Origin of the sequence: Dokdonia pacifica, assembly GCF_900188275.1 — a bacterium.
In the GTDB taxonomy this organism is placed as follows: domain Bacteria; phylum Bacteroidota; class Bacteroidia; order Flavobacteriales; family Flavobacteriaceae; genus Dokdonia; species Dokdonia pacifica.
Window position 1 is genome coordinate 50021 of the sequence record NZ_FZNY01000002.1, and the last position, 22701, is coordinate 72721.

Consider the following 22701-nt stretch of genomic DNA (forward strand, 5'->3'; position numbering starts at 1 on the left):
TTTCGCTTTTAAAAATTATTAGGCCGTAGTTCTTCAATTACTTCAGTGCTTACCCAAAAGATATTTGACAATCCAGGTTCTATGTCTCTTTCGCTTCTGCCAAAAAATAAATAGTTACCGTCTGGAGTGATTTTCGGGCTTTTTTCATCAAAATCAGAGTTTACTGTACTTCCTAGGTTCATTGGTTTAGTCCACGCTCCGTCTTGCTTTTTGAAATAAACATAAATATCGTTGTCTTTTCTACTGGGATCTTCATTGTTTCGACCACTCACCAATAAATAATCTTGAAATGGAGAAATAAATGCGTGATGACCAAATTTAATTTCAACCTCCTGCACTCTGGGAAATGCACCATTTATATTCGGCGCATGATTAGTTTTTATTAATGGTAAATATGAAATATTGGTATAATACATATCTCCATTTTTCGCTTGATTAGGAGAAAATACCAGATCGTCATTTATAGGTGAATCCAGTTGTATAGCATCACTCCAGGAATCTTTTAGACGGTTTACATACCAAATTTTCTCATCGACAAAACTAGAGTCCAAGGCTGTGAAATAAATCCTTTTACCATCAGGGCTAACAAACGGATGCATTTCTTCCTTTTTTTCTCCATTTGTAAAATTGGCTCTTTTAATAGAAGTCCATTTATTATTTTTAAGTTTTGAGAAATAGATAGCTGTTTTTTCGTCTTCATCAGAAGCTCCAAAATAAATTTCTTTTAAATCTGGAGAAAACGATACACTTCCTTCAAACCTTCCATTGATTGAAACAATTCCTTGAGCAAAAATTTCTGGTATTAAACCAGGTGGCTTTTGTCCAAAATAAAATTGTTCTGTAATTGATGTGCTATCAGTTCTTGAGTCCTGCTTTTTAGTATTACAAGCATTTAAGAATAAAATCCCTACAATAATCAAAATGTTATATGATTTTTTCATGTATTTTCAATTCGATTTAAACTCTTTATCTTACAAAAGATGTATTTTTCTGTCACGTATTCAATGTAAATCTTGCCAACTGCTCTATAACCTAATGAACTGCTCTAAATTGCTATTTTATAATAGTTAGTTTGCATTTATAAAACCAAATCAAAATGAAGTTGAGAACTTTATTATATTTTCTATGTATCTGCTTCACGCTACTTACAGTTTCGTGTTCTCAGAAACCTAGTTTTTATAATAAATACACAAGCGTATTCAAAATTGGAGATCAACAAGAATGGGCTACTAAAGAATTTAATGATCAAAATTGGAAACCAATACTAAGATATGTGCCAGATGGCCAGGTGTTTTGGTCCAGAACTAAAATTGATATTTTCGAAGATTCAGATTCATTAAGGCCTTATGGTATATATCTACATGTATATGGAGAATATGAAGTTTTTTGGGACGGCGTATTGATTGGCAAAAATGGAAACCCAGGACAGGAAGCTACACTTGGTAAAGTTGGTAAAATGTGGACTACACATAGCATCCCTATTGACCTTACTAAAAAAGGAACGCATGTATTGGCGATTCGAACTAGTCTTTATTATTTTCCAGACCATTTAAGAATATCTGGATTAAAAATAGACACTTATGACGATCTACTAGCAGATCGACTTATAGAAACCTCTTATATGCATCTCTTTGCGGGTGCTTTTCTTATTGCTTCTATCTATTTTTTCTTTCTCTTTTTAAGTAATAAAAAAGAATATGCAACACTCATTTTTAGCATCTGCTGTTTTCTGTTTTTTGCTCTAATATTTGCAGAGTTTATTAAAGCCTATATGGCTATCCATTACAGTATGCATTTGGTGCGATTACAGATCATAAATGTATTAATGGTCTGTATTTCATTTTTAATACCGTTTTATTTTTCCACACAATTTCCATTTCCTAAACGAAAATTATTGTTAATCATATATGCAGGTTTACTATTATACATATTCTTGTCAAGACATATTATTGAATTAACGAGTAATAATATGGCATTAAGTATGTTGGTGTTCTCTTTTGTAATTGTAGGGTATGGTGTTTATAAAAAAAGGAAAGGTGCTCTTCTCGTACTTTTCACCCTTTTACTATCAGTACTTATAGGGGCTGTCACTCCATTTAATAAAAGCATATTTTCAGGTTTTACGTTTATACTTTTAGGAATGTTTTATTTACTTTCTTTAAGAATCAAAGAACAAAGACTGGCTTATGAAAATTCTTTAGTTCAATCTACACGCCTGCGTCTTGAGTTACTGAAAAAAAATATTCAACCTCATTTTTTGATGAATACGCTAACCTCATTAATAGATTGGATAGAAGAAGCCCCTAAAAAAGGGGTGTTATTTATAGAAGCATTGGCAAAAGAATTTGATCTTTTTAATCAGATAGAAAATAAAACATTAATTCCTATTACTCAAGAAATAGCGCTTTGTCGTACGCATCTTGAGATTATGGAGTACCGAAAGGAAATCAATTATTCTTGGGAAGAAGAAGGTATAAATTATGAAGAAAAAATACCACCTGGGATTCTTCATACGTTATTAGAAAATGGGATTACGCACAACTTACCTTTGGAAGATAATAGCATTACATTTAAACTAACTTTTGAATCAAATAATGATTATAAATGTTACACATTTTTAACGTTTGCGGCTCCTATTAACCATGAAACTACTAAAAAAGAAGGTACGGGTCTAAAATATATAAAAGCACGACTTACAGAGAGTTATAACAAACAATGGGATCTCACCTCTGAACCAATGAATAACGGTTGGAAAAATACCATAAAAATATATTGTTAAGGAGATGAATATTTTAATAGTTGAGGATGAATCAAGAATTGCTAAAAGAATAGAGCGAATGACGCGTGATATTCTTGGAGATGCATTGCAATCCATAAAGCATATGAATACCCTTTATGAAGCTATACGATACATTGAAAATCACTCATTAGATCTAGTGCTTCTAGATTTAAACCTTAATGGAAATAGTGGTTTTGATCTTCTTACGACTGCCGTTTCAGAATCATTTCATACGATTATTATTTCGGCGTATAATGACCAAGCTATTACCGCTTTTGAATATGGGGTTTTAGATTTTGTATCAAAACCTTTTAATAGAGAACGATTACAGCAAGCGTTACATCGAGCTATTTCAAATGAAAAAGGAATAACGAATCCGATTAAATTTTTAGCAGTAAAGAAAAGACACAAAGTACAGTTATTACCTGTTAAGGATTTGCTTTATATTAAAGGTGCTGGTACATATACAGAACTATTTTTAGTAGATGGAAGAAAAGAACTGCATGATAAATCACTCGAAAAGCTAGAACAGTTATTAGCACCTTCTTTTGAACGAATTCATAAATCATATGTAGTAAAGATGTCTGAGATAAAGGAGATTATAGTAGAATCTGGAAGCAAATATATGGTCGAGCTAAAAAATGGAGAGCACATTCCTATTGGAAGAACAAAATACAAAGACATCAAAGCTAAGTGGTTTTAGGTATTCTATTGCTTCTATACTTATTTAGTTTTTGCAAATACACAATTCATCCTTAAAAAAGTGCAACTCAGTACAATCATTTCTGTAAATACTATTGCTTTTATGACATTTGAATAACTGAAAATGGTTATTTATGATTCAAGTACAAAACCTGTCGAAATCCTTTCAAGATATAAAAGCAGTAAATGATATTAGTTTTACCATAAAAAAAGGTGAAATCTTCGGACTTTTAGGACCTAATGGCGCTGGGAAATCTACTACACTCAATATGATGAGCGCTATATTAAAAAGTGATGAAGGACATATTCATATTGATGGTAACCTTATTAATGGTCATGCAAAAACATGTAAGCATTTGATAGGAGTTGTGCCTCAAGAAATATCATTATATGAAGATCTTTCTGCATATAAAAACCTATTGTTCTGGGGAAATTTATATGGGATTCCATCTAAAGAATTGAAAGATAGAATTAATAAGACACTAGCACTTATTGGATTATTAGATCGAAAAAACGATTTAATAAAAACGTACTCAGGAGGAATGAAGCGAAGGATCAATATTGCTGCGGCATTGTTGCACCATCCAAAAGTATTGTTTATGGATGAGCCTACTGTGGGTATCGATCCGCAAAGTAGAAACCATATTTTTGAAGTTATCGAGACCTTAAATAAACAGGGAATGACCATTGTTTATACTACTCATTATATGGAAGAGGTTGAACGTCTATGTAATCGTATTGCTATTATAGATTCTGGAAAAATCATTGCGCAAGGAACACAAGCTGAATTAAAAGAATTGATTCCTACGAAAGAAAGCATTCAATTTGAATTTAATCTTCTCTCTGAAAACGATGTAAACCAACTAAGAGGACGACTCCCCTATCCCCTATCACAAAATAAAAATAAGTTATTGGTAGAATGTACTGTACAAGAACTTTCTAAAGTGATTACAACGTGCAATGAATTGCAATTGAGTGTCGAAGATATACAACTGAATAAAGTAAACTTAGAAGCAATCTTTTTAAGCTTAACTGGGAAACAGTTAAGAGATTAATCAATCTTTCAAAAACCATTTATAAAATCTACTAGTATGATACTTACTATTTTAAAAAAAGATCTAAGATTATATTTCTCGGATAAAAAGGGAGTTCTTGTTACCTTTTTATTACCTATTATTATGATAACGCTATTTGCTTTTGCATTTGGAGGTGTCGGAAAAAAGAAAAGTACTCCTAAACCTTTAGGGATTCTGGTTGTTGATAAAGATTCAACATCTACTTCTCAAGAGTTTATCACAAAATTAAACAGTCTTCCTACTATTCGTTTGATTTCCTCAGAAGAAGAAAAAGCATTAGATCTAGTTAGAAAAGGTGAAAATGTCGCTGCTCTAGTTTTTGAAAAAGGATTTTCGGAGGCTATTGCTACTAATGCTGATGTGCCTGTAGAATTGAAATACGATGCTGCTAGAGATATACAGATGCGAATTGTACATACAATTTTAAAAGATGGTTTTACGTATCATTTAGGGAAAGGAGATGTGATTAATCAAGTTCAACTAAAAACTACTTCCGTAATCAAACAGAGTTCTACGAAAGCACATCCAGGTTTGGTACAAGCAGTAGGCGGTACAGCTATTATGATGTTATTATTTAGTATCGCTGCTATAGGTGGCGGGTTACTAGATGAAAAAGAAGCAGGCACTTTAAAACGTCTATTAATTGCTCCTATAAAACCATTGGATATTTTATTAGCAAAAATGGGAACAGCTATGATAGTTTCAATTTTGCAATTAACAGTTATGTTTATTTTTGCTTGGGTAGCATTTGGATTACCCATTTTCATGGATGCTTCCTCATTGATTGTATTGATTTTATGTATCTCGTTTGCGGTTTCTAGTTTTGGGGTTTTCTTGGTGTCTACGGTAAAAACACGACAGCAATTACAAGGAATGAGTACTATTATTATCATTCTTATGTCGGCGATTGGAGGAAGTATGATTCCTATTAGCATGATGCCTGCATTCATGCAAAACATTGCCATAATTAGCGTAAATTATTGGGGTATTGAAGGTTTCTTTGATATTTTTTGGAGACAATTACCTTTTATAGATATTCTTCCTAAAATGGGAGTTTTAGTAGCTATAGGTTTTGGAATGACCTTGGTTTCTACGGTATTATTCAAAAAGAATATTATAGAGATTGCGTAATTTATGTTTAATCACTGTTATAGTATTTAAATCCTATCTAAAACTATTTTTCTATACGATTTTCCGATGGGAAGTTTAGTGTCATTTTGTAACACAATTTGGTTACCATCTATGAGTTTCAGATGATTAAAATTGATGATATATGATTTATGAATTCGTAAAAATTGCTCAGGCAATTTTTCTAAAAAATCAGATAGTGTTTGTGGAGTTAAAATCATTACATCTGTAAATATCTTAATGTAATTTCCATAAGCCTCAATATGATATATGTTTTCAAAATTGAGCTTTATAATTTTCTTATCGCTTTTTACAAAAATAGCATTGTTTGCAGGTTCGTTTTCAACTACAATAGGTTGATTTTGGGTCGTAGTTTGTTGTTGTACTTTAAAAACTGCCTGTATAAAACGTTCTAATGAAAACGGTTTTAATAAATAGTCGGTTACAGAAAGCTCAAAACCTTCTACAGCATATTCAGGATAAGCAGTAGTTATGATTACATGGGGTTTTTGCTGTATGGTCTTTAATAAACTTAAACCTGAAAGTTTAGGCATATTAATATCTAAGAACAAGATGTCTACAGGTTTTTCTTGTAATATTTGCATTACTTCAAATGCATTTTTACAGGATGCGACAAGCTCTAAATTTTGAATTTCTTGTATGTAATTTTCCAAAATTTGACGTGCAATTGGTTCATCATCAGCTATTATACATTGTAGTGCTTTCATACTATACTTCAAGAATTAAATTAACACTATAAATCCCTTCCTTTTTTTCAATAGTTAATGTGTGTTGATCAGGATACATCAATGCCAATCGTTTTTTTACGTTTTGTAAACCTATCCCATTCTTACCTTTCTCTAAATTTTCATGTAGAACATCCATTTTTCCAATGGTATTTTGGCATTTAAAGTATAATTTGTTGTTTTCTTGACGAATAGATACAGATACATTTTCTTTTATATCGGTAGATGTTTCCAAGTGTTTAAATGCATTTTCTACAAAAACAATAAATAACATAGGTGCTATTTTTTGTGTTGAGATCTCCCCTGTTTTAGAAAATAGAATATCTGTTTTTTCCTCTAATCTTATTTTTTCCAGGGATATATAATTTTCCAAATACTGAATTTCTTTTTCTAGAGGGACATATACATCTTTAGTTTCGTACAGACTGTAACGTAGTAAATCTGATAATTTCAACATTAATTCAGGTAATTTATCTGATTTTATGACAGATAGCCCGTAAAGGTTGTTTAATGTATTGAATAAAAAATGAGGATTTAGTTGTCCTTTTAATAATTTTAATTCAGCATCTTTTTCTTGTTGTCTTCGTGTAAAACTATCTCTTGCAATTTTAAGGGATGATGCAAATAGAAGTGCCAAGATCATAATGCCTAAAAAGTTTACAAACATACCGAGTTGTAAAGTTTCTCCTGTGGTGTTTTTAACAATTAGATATACTGAAATCGCAGTAAATACTATTGAGTTTGCACTAAACAATAAGAAAAAAATAGAAGGCTTCTTTCTGAAAAATGGAAGAATATAGAGGTTATTAATATAAACAGCAGGGGCTAATAAAAGAATAACATAGATAGATGTTAAGGCTCTAGCTCCATCTTGTATGGTGATTAATAGAATAACATAAAAGAATAGCCATACAAATAAGTTTTGTATAAGTTTATTGTCTATTAAACGATCAAATTTTGACATTTTAATTGTTTAGAATTCACTCCAAAAATAACCTATAGTCTCTCAATTATGTTTTTTTAATGATGAAAGCCCCTATTTTCTATCTAAAGGTATTCCTTTTCATGATATCCTGACTTTTGGCTATATATCATTTTTTTAGGCTCCTTGGTCATTGTTTATTTTTTGGGTTGAATAATTAAAAGAGTTTTGAAGTGTAAATCATAAAAAACAATATCATGAAACACGTAATTCAAATCACAACAGCACTTTTTTTATTAGTTCAAACGATGGGATATAGTCAAGTAAATACAGCAGAGACTCTATCAAAAAATGAAAATGCTTCTTTAAAAAATGATCAGATAAAAGAAGAAGTTGATCACGCACAACTTCAAAAATTTGTTGGAAACTACCTTTTAGAAGAAGCAGATTTTGAGCTAGAGATTGTAAAAGAAGATGACAAGATGTATATCATTAGCCCATTTTCTAAAGATTTATTGACTCAAAAAAATGAAACTACCCTACGCGAGCCTACAAGAGGTGTAGATTTAGAATTAATAGCTGATAATAATAATGCATTGAAATTTACTCAAAATGGGTATGAGACTATTATCAAGAAAGTAAGATCTAAAACGGACTAAGTATCAATTTCCTTTTATAGATGTGTTATACGCTTTATCGCTTTGCTCTCCCTATGGTCGTGAACCTCACAAGTTCGCTTTACCATTTCATTCTTCCTTCGGTCGTGAATCTCGCAGGCTCGATTTCGCGAAAGCAAAAAAACATTCTTCCTCATTCTAAATTATATAAAATGCTATGGTAGTACTAGCTGCCATAGCAACTTGAATCAAAAAAATAAATCAATGTTATTAGATATACAAAACGTTTCTAAACGATATAATAAGAACAATTATGGAGTGAAAGATTTCTCTATGACTATCGAGAAAGGTATTTTAGGTTTATTGGGGCCCAATGGCGCTGGAAAATCTACATTACTAAAGATGATAGCTACGGTGAGTACACCGAGTAATGGTATTATTTCTTTAAATAAAAACAACATCGTAAAGGATGCAAATTATATGCGAAAACAACTTGGGTTTCTACCTCAAGATTTTGGTGTCTATCCAAACCTGAATGCCTATGAGTTTTTGAATTATATGGCAGCATTAAAGGGTATAGGAGGTAATAAGTTATCTACTAGGATTGCTCAATTACTAGAGGGTTTAAATTTACTGAGCGTTGCCAAAAAGAGAATTGGAAGTTATTCAGGAGGAATGAAACAAAGAGTTGGCATTGCACAGGCATTGTTGAATCATCCGAAAATTGTAATTTTTGATGAACCAACTGTTGGTTTAGATCCAGAAGAACGAGTGCGTTTTCGGAATCTTATTTCTGATTTAGCAAATGAGTGTATTGTAATTTTATCCTCACATATCGTTTCTGACATTGATACCATTGCAGATACGGTGGCTATAATGAAAAATGGGACGCTTATTTCTTATGGAAATCAAGAAGACAGCATTCAAAAAGTAAAAGGCAAAGTATTTGAAACTACCATTGAAAAAGAAGTATTATCTGATTTTAAGAATCAACATGTTGTTGTGAGTACTACCCGAACAGGAAACTCATTAATAGTTAGATATATCACAGATATTCCTGTTAAAAACTCTATAGAAAAAGAAGCCAATCTTGAGGATGCGTATTTATACTTCACCAAAACACATTAAGACACTACCTGAGATTATTTTGGAAGATCTAAAAACTATTAAAAATCACAGTATGGATTTATTACTTACGATTATAAAATCTGATTATTTACAGCGTACTAGAAGCTATGCTTTTTTAATTACACTTTGTGTAAGCTTAGCTATTGCGTATACATTTGTGCCAGAACCAAATGCAAATTATTCTACAATTAGGATTGCCGATCATGTAGGGTATTATAATTCGGCTTGGTTTGGGTATGTAACCGCAATTTTGACAAGTATATTCTTGTCTTTAATAGGATTCTATCTTATAAATAATAGTATCAAAAATGATATTCATACCAAAATAGGACACATTGTAGCCTCTACTCCTATTTCAAACTTCATCTATTTATTATCGAAAGTACTCAGTAATTTTTTAGTATTGTTTACTATAGCAGCAATGGTTTTTATCATGAGCATCTTGTTATTTATTTTATACAATGATGGTTATCCATTTGAACTTAACCAATTTGTAAAACCATATGTACTTATTGTGTTGCCTGCTCTTTTTGTAATTGCAGTAATAGCCATCGTCTTTGAAGTTTTCTTTGGTAAATATTCAGTACTTCAGAATATTGGTTTTTTCTTTCTTTTTTCAGGACTTTTAGTCATGACTCCTAAAACTGAAATGCAATTTTCAATGGATATTTTTGGGAGTAGCATTGTCATGCATGAATTAGAACAGACGGTAAGAAAAATTTCAAATACTCCTGAAAATACGGATCTTTCTATAGGTTATGTTCTAGGAAATGTAAAACAAACACATTCATTTGAATTTAAGGGAATGGAATTCCCAACCATATTTCTATTAAGTCGCTTTATATGGATTATTATTGGGATTTTAGTAATCTATTTGATATCTCATTTTTTTCATCGATTTCGCTTAAAAGAACGTATCTCTTTACGAAAACACTCTGTAGAAATTAGAAAAGAAGCAGTGTCAAAAGAGCTACTGCTTAACAAATTACCAACTCCAGAGATAAACTACAGTATATTTCCATTAGTGAAAACGGAGTTCTTATTACTCTTTAGAAAAGGGAAAAAATGGTTATGGATCGTTAATGTTCTTGGAATGTTATTGCTAGCAGTGCTTCCTATAGAAAAGGCACATCAACTTGTATTACCTATTTTATGGTTTCTGCAAGTAAGCAGATTGTCTGACTTGACCACAAAAGAATTTTTAAACAATGTTCACTATTTTGCATTTTCTGCTTATAAGCCTATGAGTAGATTATTGTTTTCGCAACTACTAGCGGCTATTAGTTTATTATTTTTATTAGCAGTTCCATTAGTTGTTAGGTATGCAATAAGAGTAGATTTTTATGCTATTTTTTCTATATACTTAGGGAGTGTTTTTATTGTGCTGCTTGCTTGCGCTTTAGGCATCTTATCAAAAGGCAAAAAACTATTTGAAGTGTTTTTCTTTATGATTACATATGCGGTTATCAATGGTATTCCTTTTGTAGATTATTTTGGAGGAAACTCGCATGATTCTATGTATCTAGTGTATCTTTTTATTTTAATATTTGTTTTGGGATGTATTAGTGTTTATATGAGGAGACATCAGTTATCTGAGTGATCTTTCATATAAATAGATTTTCTAGATCAAACAAATTCTTTTTTCCAATTCCTTCCATTCTAAAACATTAAAAAAGACTTTCTAAAATTGTGAATATCTATCTCAATTTTGACTTTTTTGCTTATCGCGAAATCTTATATTTGGCACCCTTAAAACAAAAAAATATGAGCGTAACTTGGTATGAGTGTAAAGTAAAGTATAGAAAAATGGATGAAGTATCTGGAATGCAAAAAGTAAAGACGGAACCTTTCCTAGTAGATGCCATTTCCTATACAGAAGCAGAAAGTAGAATTACTCAGGAAATGTCTGTGTATTTAAGTGATAGTGACGAAATTAATATCACTAATATTAAAGTAGCTAATTATGCAGAAATACATCCATTTGAAAATTCTGATAGATGGTTTAAATCTAAGGTTTCTTTAATTGCATTTGATGAGGAAAGTGGTAAAGAACGTAAAACCAATCAATATCTATTGGTACAGGCAAATGATGTAAAAGAAGCTTATGAAAATACGGAGAGTGTGATGAAAGACTCTATGGGAGAATACACAATTCCTGCTATTGCAGAATCTCCTGTAATGGATGTATTTCCATATTTTTCTGGGGAAGAAAGCGAATTAGAGCGACTAGAGAAATTTACAGCATTAAAAAATTCAGTACCTGTAACTGATGAAGAGGAATAGATAGTACCTTTTTTAAAATCTAAAGAGAGATTATACTATATGTGTAACCTCTCTTTTATGCTTTATATTAGAATTTGTTTCCATTCTTATATACTGTCATATCCAGTAGTTCATACTTCTTTGCTACATTTTGAGGGTCTGCAATTTTATCTTTTTTTAAGTGTTTGTCAAAGAATGAGAGGATGAGTTCGTTTGTTATCTGAATCCCTAACTTAGCATCAATAGTCCCTGTTTGAGCAAGACTTTCTACAGGAATCATTAAAGGTATATCCATAAAATTGGGATGTGCCGCAGTGAGTAATTTGCTTTCATAAAAGTAGTCGGTACTTTTATGCTTATATGTATGTGCATTAATATCATGATGATCTGCTGGCCAATCGGCCGAAATATATAAAAAGGGTTTGTGATACATGGTATCCATCATTTCACCCCATTGTACACCATCAATATTTACAGCTGCTTTTATTCGAGTGTCTTTTATAGTGAGCTGTCCTGCAGCGCCTCCACCTCTAGAGTGCCCAAAAACACCAATTTTTTCGAGATCTAGCCTATTTTTTAAAAAGCCATTTTTATTCCAGTCTTCTAATTGGTCTAAGGTGTATATCATGTCCTTGGTCCATCTCTTTACCATCTTGGTTACATTATATTCTTTAGAGGCCTCTCTAATTATAGCATGTCGCTCATCATATGAATAATCGTTTTCAAAAGCATTTTTTATAGGTGTGATATGTTGCATAGCATCTGCGCCATCTATAGCTTGGAATTCATAATCAAAAAACTTTTCTGAACCATCAGGAAATGTAGTTGCCAAGCTTTCATAAGTATGATTCATGTTGATCACAATATAACCATGACTAGCAATTTCACTTAGTAAGGCATAATATCCAGATGCATTAGATCCATAACCATGAGAAAATAATACTACCGGAAACGTATCTTCTATAATAGGTGCTTCTTGGTAGACATGTGTTGTTACTCTATCTAAATAATTCATAGAGGCTGGAGGTAATATACCACCACCGTACTTTTGTATAAAACTCGTTCTATTTGCTTTATCTAAGTAAGGCACTTCTTTCGCGAAAGCGTTATTATTAGATGGATACCAAACTTTCACCATAATTTCTCTTTTATCGGTTTCATCTTTTGTAATTGGCTCATCCATATCCGTTTTTAGATGAATAGCATGTGTTCCTACTTGATAAATACCAGTAGGTTTTGGTAGCGAAAATACAGGGAGTACATTAGGCACCATCCAACTTGGGAACAAAACGATGATGAGAATCACATACCCCAGGACTCTTATAAAAGTAAGTTTTATAGATAAAGTTTCATTTACTTGGTAAATCCTCCATAGGACAATCATAAGTAATACGTATACAGGAAACATTTGCCATCGCCAACCTTCAAAAATTAAATGACAGATCACTATAAGTGCTAGTATCATTAATAATGGTTTTTTCTTACTAATTTTAAGTACAGGTCGTTTTACAAATGGTAAAATAGTTACGATACATAGTAATACGATTTCTAGAATTCTCATACGTTTATAATTGATAATGAATGATCAATTCAAACATAAAATTTTTGTGATACGTTGTCAATGTTATAACTTGTGGTAAAACGGTTATGTATCGATATAAAAGTGTTGTTTTTAAAAACAAGAAGAATTTTTAAAGGAGTTCTATCATAACTACGCTTATCACTTCTCATTAATATGTTTAACTAATTGCTTTAATTGGGTATCTGTTCCTTTTAAAAGTTGGTCTTGGTTTATAGGAAGATAGATATCTGGTTTGGTACCGTTTCCATCCAATGTTTTTCCATTTCTTTGAAATGATAACATGGTAGAGATTTTTACTCTAATATTTGAATGTTTTAATTGTGTACTTTGCGAATTACCACTTGAACCATCGGTAGTAACACCTGCGATAGTAACATTGGGTAATCCTTTAAAAGCACTCGTAAAAACAGTAGCTGCACTAAAACTACGCTCATTTACTAGAATATAGATAGGCTTGTTATACGAGTGTTTCCCAGCATGAAGGATCATGTAGTGAGGATTACTAAATTTAGTAGTGTCAAACTTTTTCTGTGTATTAAAAAGCTCTAAAAAAGCAGTTATTGATGCCTTATCTGTTTCACTCCATTTGTCTGAAGCATATGGATATAAAAATCGATTGGACATAGAAGAGTGATCTGTATTTTTTGCTTCAGTTCTAAGATAAGCTACATTTGCTACCCAAGGACTATTTGATGTAGGTACTATATAATTTGCAAATTTTTGTATTAAATCTCTCCCTCCTCCAGGATTAAAACGAATATCTATAATAAGTGCTTTTGTATTTTCAAATGCCGTAAAAGTAGAGTCGATATATTCTTGCATGGCTTTTACCTCCTTAAAATGATACATTCTGGGAAGAGATATATAGCCAATATTCTCGTTAAGTAATTTTGAAATCCCGGCTAGCTTTCCGTTTTTAATTTCTTTCGATTTTATATATGTATTCCATGCTATTTTAGAATAGTATGGAGATTGTTTACTTTGTAATTGAACCCATGCGGTTTTATCTGTATGCCCATTGGTAAAAACAATTTTTGTTTGTTTAGGTAGTTGTAAGTTATTTGCAAAATAAATTTTACCAAGTTGCTGTATTTCAGAAACTCCTCTGCTGAGTTTTGCATCTTCTGGTGCTTTTTTATGTTTATAGACTAATGAATCTATCATCGTATGTATGGCAATATCATTAATAGATTTTACAAATGGAAAATCAGCGTGTAGGTATTCATAACTCTCTTCATCTGTAGTACGGCATACAGCAACTACTTGTCCGTTTAAAGAAGCTAGTGAAAAAGGTAATTGTAAAGAATAGGTTGCATGGCTTTCTTTTACAAAGGATTCATTTTTTACACTAGAATGCCTATCCCCTATTTCTGCGAGTATTTTTGCTAATTCATGTGTCAAATAATTTACCTCAATAGCTTCTTTTGAAGCTGTTATAGTATTCTTTAAAGATGCTATTGCCGTTTTATAGTCAAAAGCTGTCAAGTGTACATATGAAGAACGCAATTCAAGAATTTGCTGAAACTCTTCTATATCATTAATTGCTTGTTGAATAGTTATCTTTTGAGGGCTTTTATTGGTCTTTCTAGCTGTATGATTATATGCTACTACCTTTTGTCTATTTTCTAGCGTAAAGATTCCTATAACCTCTTTTTGTTGTGTAGCTTTATTTGAAAGTACCAGTGTTACTTTTTCTTGGGGTTGATATCCTATGGTTTTAAGGACTTCAACCAGATCTTCAGAGAAACGTTTTTTCCATTTAAGACCATATTGTTTTTTACAAAAAGCGACCAATTCTTCCGTAGTATATAGATCTAATTTTTCTAGAGTGTACCATTCATTATTAACGGTTACAATTGGTATATCATTTTCCCATTTTACAGCAGTAAATGGGGATGCTTTTTCAAGTTGTAATTGCTGGCTAATACCTGTAAAACAGATAAAACTTATAGCGAATAACATAAAAGAAGTTCTCATAATTTTAGTATTAAGTTCTTCTCAAACATATAAGTCATTACGTTTGTTTAAAAATAGTATCGACCAACTTGACTTGACAATAGATAATCCATCGCTTTTACTCGACTTAGCTGAATTGCATTTTTCTATATTTACATTAAAGCAAATAGCAACACATGATTCAATTATCTAGTCGTACTATACATACCATTAAACTTCTTTTTAATGTTGGTTTTATTACTGTGATCATATTTCGGTTAGTCAAAAGAGCTTTTGATTTATTACCAGATGATGCGTTATTTTTTATGACTAGTGATGCGGTAGAAAATTTTATGAGTGTTCTTATTGCTTACATGCTTTATTATTATGTTTTTCGATTAAAGCGTATTTGGCAAAAAGTAGTTTGTATTACCTTCTTTATGATAATGCTTATTGGACTAGCAATTTTAAAAGATATTAGAATACACGACGATGTATCTGCTAATGCCACTTTTGAATACTTTACTAGTTTTTTAGGACAAACCTTACTGTTTTATTTATTACTGCATTTTGTAAATAAATTAGATGTATTTAATTATTATAAAAAAATAGAAAATGAATTATACACAGCAAGAGAGCAATTATTACGTAATCAATTACATCCGCATTTCTTATTTAATGCTTTAAACTCGCTTTATAGTTTATCACTTAAAAATAGTACTGAAACTCCGGAGTATATATTGAAATTATCAAGTATGATGCGTTATATAACAGATCAAACACATCTTGCAAAAGTGCCTATAAGTATGGAGCTAGATTTTATAAAAAAGTATATTACACTAGAAAAAATGAGATTTGGTAACGATGCTGCTATTCATATGGCTATTGAGGGTACTATAACAGATGAAAAATTAATTGAGCCACTACTTTTGATCCCTCTTGTTGAAAATGCCTTTAAACATGGATTTTACACAAATGCAAATGACGCTTTTGTAAAAGTAGAAGTGAACATAGCTAATGATCACCTTATATTTTCAGTAAAAAATAATGTACCCGTAAAACAACATTTTCAAGAAAGCAAACGCATAGGCAAAGGACTTGATAATTTGAAAAAACGCTTGCAATTGTTATATCCTAAAGATTCAACTTTAGATATTAACACTACAGAAAATACATACGCGATACAACTTAATATCCATTTGAATTAAATGAACGTAGTATATAAAGCCATAGTAATAGATGATGAGCCATTAGCGATAGATGTTATTACACATCACTTAAAAAGGTTCTCCAATTTTGAAGTAGTCCGTACATTTACTGATTCAGTAGAAGCATTTAATTATTTGAAGGAAGAACATGGAATAGACATTGTGTTTACTGATATCGCAATGCCTGAGATTTCTGGAATTGAATTAGTAAAACTATCTAAAGCAAATACTAGATTTATTATGACAACCTCCTACAGTGAATACGCTGTCGAGAGTTTTGATCTTGAGGTAGTTGATTATCTTTTAAAACCTATTTCCTTTGAGCGTTTGAGTAAGGCAATAACACGCTTTGAAAATTCAAAAAAGACAACGAGTGAAAGCTCATTACAGCCTTCTTTTTATGTAAAAGAAGGTGACGATTTTATTAAGATTTTAATAAAGGATATAGATTACATTCAGGGATTGAAAGATTATGCTAAAATCGTGACTGGGAGTAATTATTGTATGGTTTTAAAAACACTAAAATCCATTGAGTCTATTCTAAACACCTATCAATTTATCAGAATCCATAAATCCTATATAGTACCCTTATCCAAAATAAGTCAGTATAATGGTAAATGTGTACTTATAAATAATACTGAAATACCTGTAGGAAATAGTTATAGAGAAACTTTAAAGGTGTATCTAAATAATAAAAGATTATAATAACAATTACCCAATTTCAATTGTTTTTTATACGCTTTCGCGAAAGCAATAGAAGTTTGAAAATAATTGATTTAAATTTTGGCATACAACGGTATTAAGCCGTTAATTCACTTTTTCAAATACAATGCCACCACTAGCGATGTTTAGTAATACGCCACTGATAGTGTTCGTCTCATTCACTTGAAATGTAAAGTTTAAAAAATTACCCACCACTTGAGACTTTCGCTCTGTAAAATGATCTTGAAATACATTTCCAGCTTCATGACTTAATCGAAAGGTTGTAAATGGTAGCGTTGCATACAGTGTTTTTTCTTCAAAATGTATTATGATATCTCCAAACCCTGGATGATGATAGGTGCCTACAAGCGCCCCTAATTCATATGGAGGAGGATCTGTTGTGTTAATGATGGTAGGTGTTTTAGAATCTTCTAAACCAATCACCGTAGAAAAATAAGGACCATTCGAACCTGTTTCAATATCTATATTTAGAAAACGTTCACTAATACGATCGGTGATCGCATAGGCCGTTCCAGCAGTATTTTGATTAGTTAATACAATAATACCTAGTTGTTCTTCAGGGTAATATGCAACATTTGAAGTATAACCAGATATTCCTCCAGAATGTTCTATTTTACGATATCCTTCTTGCTTACTGTTCATCCATCCAAAACCATAATAACGACTCTCAAGTGTGAGACTATCTGTATCTATGAGCTGTTGATTTCCTGTAGCTTGTTTAATATATGTTGGAGATAAAAAGGGTTGGTTGTTATGTACCCCATTATTCATCCAAACTTGTAACCATCGTGTCATATCTAGGACAGAACTATAGATATTACCACCAGCATCTCGTGTAGGGAAATTTTCAGGCAGCACTTGCATAGGAATTGTATCGTTTCTACTTACCCCATATCCTAGCGCGAAATTGGGATCGTTACTCGCAGGAACTACATTTCCATAGGTTGCATTCATTTCTAAGGGTCTAAATATATATTCAGATAGATTTTCTTGCCAACTTTTTTTCGTAACCCGTTCTGTAATACGTCCAGCCAATGCATATAAATAGTTATTATATATCCATCGCTCTCCTACTCCTGTTTGTGGTGCTATATATTTCAACCTAGGAATAATCACTTTTTTGTCATCAGATCTAAAAAATACGGCAGATGATTCTGTTGGTAAATTAGGAATACCTGTTCTATGGGAAAGGATATCACTTATTTTAATTTGAGCATCCATTTCTGAGTTATAAAATGCTAATTCAGGAATATATGCATTGGGTTTTTCTTCTAGGTCTAAGAGCCCTTTTTGTTCAAAAATACCCATTAATGCTGCTGTAAATGCTTTGGTACAAGAGCCTATTCCAAAGATAGTATTAGCATCTACAGGGTCTTTTTTAGATAGATCTTTATATCCAAACCCTTGTGTATATAGTACCTCGCCATCTTTAAGAACCGCAATAGATGCACCAACAGTATGATACACTTGCATAATAGAGTCTACTTCTTTTTCAAAGCCTTTTAATTCTGTTACTTCTACTTGATGTTCTTGTGCTTGACACGATATACCTATATATACCAATAAGATACTAAGAAGTTGTAGTGATGACTTTAGATTCATGGTAAGAGTGTTTTTAGTAGTTTTCAGAAGTATATGATTTATGGATAATTTTCCATTGTCCCGCTACTTTTAGAAGCATCATATAGTCCGTATACAATCGGTTTCTACTAGGAACATCTATTTCTACTTTTGCTATGGCAGCATTATTTACTACATCTATAGATATGATTTTGCCTACTCTATCTCGCTTCTGCCCTTCTCTAAAATAACTAATATATTTCTGTCCATTAGTGATACTCAATGTATCATTAGAAACACTGTAAAGATTAAGATCTTTGTGAAATGCTTTTTTAATCCGTTCAGGAGAACCATTGGCAGTGCCTTCTATATAATGTAGAAGGGTTTCTTTAATCTGTTCTTTATCTGTTTGAGCAAAACTTATTTGAACACAAAGCATGAAAAGCAGTATTAGATATGGATTTTTCATAGATCGTTTTTAAAAGATTGATTCAACTACGAATCTATAAGAATCCTTAAAAAATCAAGTGTATAAATACCTTGATGATCTGTGAATTTATAATTCTGTAGAAAAAAACACCTTATGAAAGGGATTTTTTAAACTGAGAAGGAGTCATTCCTTGGTTTTTTTTAAATGCCGTGTAGAAAGATGAATTTGATTTAAAACCACATTCATTTCCTATAGCTTCTAAAGTTAAGAGTGTATTCGTTTGAATTAATTGTGTTGCTGTTTGGATACGATAGGTATTGATATAATTTGAAAAACTCAATCCTACATTGTCATTTAGATATTGCGAAAGTTGGTGCGGTGTCACTTCTAATTGAGCGGCAACATCAGAGAGTTTTAAATTCGGGTTTCGATGAATTTGCTGTTGTTTGAATAACTCTTCCAACTTATCAGCCATAGAAGACGCTTTTTCTTCGGTAATCTTTTTATTAGCATATTTTACAGTAGGCGTTAAAAAAGTAAGCGTACTTTTTCTGCGTTTTATAATCCAGATGATAAGTGTGATATAAAATGTAAAAGAAAAGGATAAAGCTCCAACGATATATGATGTATATGTTGTTGTATTATAAGCTAGCCAAATAATAAACCCACCAATAACGATATTAAGAATCCAGAAATCTAAGGTGGTAATCTTTTTGTTTTTATCAAAAAGAGTTTTAAAAGCTCCTCTAGCTTGATAGATAGCAGCGACTGTATATAGAATCCATTGCGTACTTAAAATCACTCCAAATATTCTAGGAGGTCTACGCCACCAAAGATGTTTATATTCACTATATGGATATAAACTACTAATAATAATCATAAAAATGAGTACAGGGATAATATGGAGTAACCAATTCCATTGTTTCACCTTTTGTGGGTGTATCGCAATTCTGGTATAGAGATATAAAAAGGGACCTATTAAAAAGCAGGCAGCAAGTCCTACACTTATAAATACAGTTGAGGTACCTGGATAGAAAGAAAGAAATACAGACTTAGTAACACGTACACTAATCACAAATAACAGGGCCGCAAGAAAATAGGTGGCTCTACTCCTATTCTTTATTAAAAGTCCAAAATAGAGACTTAGAAAAAGCCCATTAAAAGCACCTAAGGCACTAAAAAAGAATAATACGTTTTTACTGAATTCCAAATGTAAGGCGTTAGTATCACAAATATAATCATTGTTCATTCAGTTTTTATCATTCTTAAATTCTCTATTCATACGCTTTATCGCTTCGCTCTCCTTATGGTCGTGAATCTCAGAAGTACGCTTTATCGCTTCGCTCTCTCTATGGTCGTGAATTTCAGAAGTACGCTTTCGCGAAAGCGTATAAAGTATCATTACGAATAGCACATACATTTTATTTCTTGTAGGTGTATCGTCGTATCGAGTCTCTGTCAATCACCCGACATTCTAACGCCATTCGCCTGTAATTGCTAGGTATACCTTTCTAAAAGGTATAGTTTTACAAGATCAATCAAATGAGCACTATGCAAAAAACACAACGACGTTATGACTTAGATTGGTGGCGTGTAATCTCCATCTTTCTAGTTTTCCTACATCATATTGGGATGCCTTTTAACGGGGATGGGTTTCATATTATGAATCCATCCTCCAGTAAATTGTTAGATGATATCATGGTGTTTTTTGAACAATTTAGGCTTCCATTACTATTTATAATCTCTGGAATTGGAACTGTTTTTGCGTTTTCAAAACGCAGCTGGTTGCAATTTATAAAAGAACGCGCTTTACGTTTATTGATTCCGTTGATTTTTGGCGTATTTGTCATTGTACCACCACAAACGTATATAGAGCACATAAATACCTACACATCCTACAGTAACTTTTACAAAGGAATTTTTGATCATATAGAAGTAAATCACCTTTGGTTTATTGAAAACCTATTTTACTTATCGGTATTAAGTATTCCTCTCGTTTTGTTTGTACGATCTAAGCATGCGGTACGATATAAGAATGCTATCACTGTATTTACTTCTAAACGATTAGGAATGTTTGCATTCGTACTCCCGCTTATCATTATAAAAATCGTAGCAAAACACTACTATCCAGAAGATGATAAGGCGATTACAAATCTTTCTTCTACTTTATTTTATGGGTATTTCTTTGTTATGGGGATTCTATTTGCAGGAACACCTACCGTTTGGGAATCATTAAAGAAGTATCGAAAAACGAATCTTTTATTAACCCTTATGGCAATCCTAGTGTTTTATGCGTATTATTTTATGCCAAATGATATAGCCAGTTCGTATTGGGAACTCTCTACACGATGGCGTATTTGGTATGGAGTTAGTGCTTTGGTAAGTTGGAGTGTTATCTGTACGCTATTGGGGTACGGACAAATTTGGTTATCAAAACCTAGTGCTTTGCTTACCAAATGTAATGAGGCGATCTATCCATTCTATATATTACATCAGACAGTACTTATTGTGATTGGATATTATGTGATACAACAACCTTGGAATATTCCTGTAAAGCTTTTAGTACTTGCGCTTAGTTCTTTTATCGTAATTGTTTTTATATATAGATATATCGTATATCCCTTTAAAATCTTGCGTTTTCTGTTTGGAATGAAAAATAAGTAAACCCTGTATACACATTTAATAAGCACCTACTAAACGTGTATACAGGGTTTAATATTCATTAAAATGGACAGGCTCTACGACATTCTCTAAATGCTACCATGCATTGGGAAATAGGTAAAGATGTGGTATTTACACACTCTACAAACTCATTATAACAATGCGTAAAACAACCCGAAGAGCGATTCTCCTTTTTTAAGAGTGTTTTTTTGAACGCTTGCAACGATGCTAGACTCTTTGCATCTCTCGTTGCTTTTTCTAATACTTCAAAATCTGAAATGATCATCGCTTCAATTTCATCATCTGAACAATTTTCGAAAGATGGGTTTGTGTAAAAAGAATTCATACCTACAAATACCATCACTAAAACAATTAATTTTTTCATAAGAATAAAATTTTATGGTTATAGTTCAAATGTATTTATCAATGAAACGAAATGAGTAAAGGATTATAATACTGGACAATTTATTTAGCATGTAACTTGCTTTATATCAGTGTTTAGTGTGGTTTTTGTAGTTGATGTGATTTATGACTTGTACAGCATTCCCGATGTATTTTTACAGTTTTCATTTTTATTGAGATAACTTTTACATCTGTTGACACTTCTTTTGCATCGTTTTGACATTTTTGTAGGTAGTTGGATTTAGTTTTATCTCAAAATTAAATCATTATGCAAAAACTATTTATTACTCTTATGATTCTCACTAGTACTATGGTTACTAGTCAAGTACAAAACAAAGCTGCAACCCACGCCTTAGATCATCAAAAAAGTGTCCTTCACTGGAAAGGTTCTTATACATTCAATATAAGTGAACACAATGGTGTCGTCTATTTTAAACAAGGCGAACTCACTACAATAGATGATCAAATTACGGGAGGTTCTTTTGTTATCAATATGCTATCCATAGATAATGTGCCTAATAGTGATCATAAAGGCCCTATTAAGCATCTAAAAGATCCTGATTTTTTTGATGTTTACAAATTTCCTGAAGCCCGCATTGTATTTACTTCGGTTACGTATTATCCAAATACCAATACTCACGAAATATATGCAGATCTTACTATAAAAGGAATTACACAAAATATCAAATTTTATGCTGATATAGACGGGATTAAAAAGACGATGAAAGCACATTTTAAAATTGATCGTACACGATGGGGAATTACCTATAATAACAAAGCAAAAGATAAAGCAATCTCTGATGCTGTTGAGTTTAGAGCTGAGTTATATTTTTAAAATAC

General features: G+C 31.8%; 21 protein-coding genes. 12 read left to right on the forward strand and 9 right to left on the reverse strand.

The features are described from left to right. Positions 1 to 8 precede the first annotated feature (8 nt). Entirely contained in the window at positions 9 to 941 is a 933-nt protein-coding gene (locus CHB80_RS07485) for a TolB family protein (protein WP_089370835.1), read from the reverse strand. Positions 942 to 1096: 155 nt separating this feature from the next. Here CHB80_RS07485 and CHB80_RS07490 point away from each other — a divergent pair, with 155 nt between their 5' ends. The 4 genes from CHB80_RS07490 (at position 1097) to CHB80_RS07505 (ending at position 5688) form a co-directional block, all read left to right on the forward strand. After that, positions 1097 to 2779 carry a histidine kinase gene (locus tag CHB80_RS07490; RefSeq protein ID WP_089370836.1) on the forward strand — a complete coding sequence of 561 codons (1683 nt, stop codon included), beginning with the start codon at positions 1097 to 1099 and terminating at the stop codon, positions 2777 to 2779. A gap of 4 nt (positions 2780 to 2783) precedes the next feature. Then, positions 2784 to 3482: a LytR/AlgR family response regulator transcription factor gene (locus CHB80_RS07495; RefSeq protein ID WP_089370837.1), complete on the forward strand. Its 699-nt coding sequence runs from the start codon at positions 2784 to 2786 to the stop codon at positions 3480 to 3482. 133 nt (positions 3483 to 3615) lie between these two features. Next, complete coding sequence (locus CHB80_RS07500; RefSeq protein ID WP_089370838.1) at positions 3616 to 4536, forward strand: ABC transporter ATP-binding protein; 921 nt, start codon at positions 3616 to 3618, stop codon at positions 4534 to 4536. 36 nt (positions 4537 to 4572) lie between these two features. Further along, positions 4573 to 5688: an ABC transporter permease gene (locus tag CHB80_RS07505; protein WP_089370839.1), complete on the forward strand. Its 1116-nt coding sequence runs from the start codon at positions 4573 to 4575 to the stop codon at positions 5686 to 5688. A 26-nt stretch (positions 5689 to 5714) separates the two neighbouring features. On the opposite strand, the gene CHB80_RS07510 is transcribed toward CHB80_RS07505, so the two are convergent. Together CHB80_RS07510 and CHB80_RS07515 are read right to left on the reverse strand one after the other, a co-directional pair. Then, the gene (locus CHB80_RS07510; protein WP_089371312.1) at positions 5715 to 6413 is read right to left on the reverse strand and encodes a LytR/AlgR family response regulator transcription factor; all 699 of its coding nucleotides are present in this window, start codon (positions 6411 to 6413) and stop codon (positions 5715 to 5717) included. Between the two features lies 1 nt (position 6414). After that, positions 6415 to 7395: a sensor histidine kinase gene (locus CHB80_RS07515; protein ID WP_089370840.1), complete on the reverse strand. Its 981-nt coding sequence runs from the start codon at positions 7393 to 7395 to the stop codon at positions 6415 to 6417. A 215-nt stretch (positions 7396 to 7610) separates the two neighbouring features. Between CHB80_RS07515 and CHB80_RS07520 the strand changes: the two genes are divergently transcribed. The 4 genes from CHB80_RS07520 to CHB80_RS07535 all read left to right on the forward strand — a co-directional run bounded on the left by CHB80_RS07520 (position 7611) and on the right by CHB80_RS07535 (position 11381). Further along, a complete protein-coding gene (locus CHB80_RS07520) occupies positions 7611 to 8012 on the forward strand; it encodes a hypothetical protein (RefSeq protein WP_089370841.1) in 402 nt (133 codons plus the stop codon). Between the two features lie 222 nt (positions 8013 to 8234). Then, positions 8235 to 9098 carry an ABC transporter ATP-binding protein gene (locus tag CHB80_RS07525; RefSeq protein WP_089370842.1) on the forward strand — a complete coding sequence of 288 codons (864 nt, stop codon included), beginning with the start codon at positions 8235 to 8237 and terminating at the stop codon, positions 9096 to 9098. Positions 9099 to 9150: 52 nt separating this feature from the next. Next, the gene (locus CHB80_RS07530; protein ID WP_089371313.1) at positions 9151 to 10698 is read left to right on the forward strand and encodes an ABC transporter permease; all 1548 of its coding nucleotides are present in this window, start codon (positions 9151 to 9153) and stop codon (positions 10696 to 10698) included. A gap of 164 nt (positions 10699 to 10862) precedes the next feature. After that, positions 10863 to 11381, forward strand: coding sequence for a DUF4494 domain-containing protein (locus tag CHB80_RS07535; RefSeq protein WP_089371314.1), 519 nt, complete (start codon positions 10863 to 10865; stop codon positions 11379 to 11381). Between the two features lie 67 nt (positions 11382 to 11448). On the opposite strand, the gene CHB80_RS07540 is transcribed toward CHB80_RS07535, so the two are convergent. Then, a complete protein-coding gene (locus CHB80_RS07540) occupies positions 11449 to 12921 on the reverse strand; it encodes an alpha/beta hydrolase family protein (protein ID WP_089370843.1) in 1473 nt (490 codons plus the stop codon). Positions 12922 to 13080: 159 nt separating this feature from the next. Beyond that, the gene (locus tag CHB80_RS07545) at positions 13081 to 14919 is read right to left on the reverse strand and encodes a S41 family peptidase (RefSeq protein ID WP_089370844.1); all 1839 of its coding nucleotides are present in this window, start codon (positions 14917 to 14919) and stop codon (positions 13081 to 13083) included. Between the two features lie 155 nt (positions 14920 to 15074). Here CHB80_RS07545 and CHB80_RS07550 point away from each other — a divergent pair, with 155 nt between their 5' ends. Both CHB80_RS07550 and CHB80_RS07555 read left to right on the forward strand, forming a co-directional pair. After that, entirely contained in the window at positions 15075 to 16085 is a 1011-nt protein-coding gene (locus tag CHB80_RS07550; protein ID WP_089370845.1) for a sensor histidine kinase, read from the forward strand. Beyond that, a complete protein-coding gene (locus CHB80_RS07555) occupies positions 16086 to 16790 on the forward strand; it encodes a LytR/AlgR family response regulator transcription factor (protein WP_089370846.1) in 705 nt (234 codons plus the stop codon). Between the two features lie 102 nt (positions 16791 to 16892). Here CHB80_RS07555 and CHB80_RS07560 read toward each other — a convergent pair whose 3' ends face one another. From CHB80_RS07560 to CHB80_RS07570, 3 genes are all read right to left on the reverse strand, one after another. Next, complete coding sequence (locus CHB80_RS07560; protein ID WP_089370847.1) at positions 16893 to 18410, reverse strand: serine hydrolase; 1518 nt, start codon at positions 18408 to 18410, stop codon at positions 16893 to 16895. A 13-nt stretch (positions 18411 to 18423) separates the two neighbouring features. Next, positions 18424 to 18837, reverse strand: coding sequence for a nuclear transport factor 2 family protein (locus tag CHB80_RS07565; RefSeq protein WP_229746868.1), 414 nt, complete (start codon positions 18835 to 18837; stop codon positions 18424 to 18426). A 112-nt stretch (positions 18838 to 18949) separates the two neighbouring features. Beyond that, positions 18950 to 20008 carry a helix-turn-helix domain-containing protein gene (locus CHB80_RS07570; protein WP_188476169.1) on the reverse strand — a complete coding sequence of 353 codons (1059 nt, stop codon included), beginning with the start codon at positions 20006 to 20008 and terminating at the stop codon, positions 18950 to 18952. Between the two features lie 341 nt (positions 20009 to 20349). Here CHB80_RS07570 and CHB80_RS07575 point away from each other — a divergent pair, with 341 nt between their 5' ends. Beyond that, complete coding sequence (locus CHB80_RS07575) at positions 20350 to 21462, forward strand: acyltransferase family protein (RefSeq protein WP_179218108.1); 1113 nt, start codon at positions 20350 to 20352, stop codon at positions 21460 to 21462. Positions 21463 to 21520: 58 nt separating this feature from the next. Here CHB80_RS07575 and CHB80_RS07580 read toward each other — a convergent pair whose 3' ends face one another. Then, a complete protein-coding gene (locus CHB80_RS07580; protein WP_089370851.1) occupies positions 21521 to 21844 on the reverse strand; it encodes a hypothetical protein in 324 nt (107 codons plus the stop codon). Positions 21845 to 22129: 285 nt separating this feature from the next. Here CHB80_RS07580 and CHB80_RS07585 point away from each other — a divergent pair, with 285 nt between their 5' ends. Next, the gene (locus tag CHB80_RS07585) at positions 22130 to 22696 is read left to right on the forward strand and encodes a YceI family protein (RefSeq protein ID WP_089370852.1); all 567 of its coding nucleotides are present in this window, start codon (positions 22130 to 22132) and stop codon (positions 22694 to 22696) included. Positions 22697 to 22701: the final 5 nt, after the last annotated feature.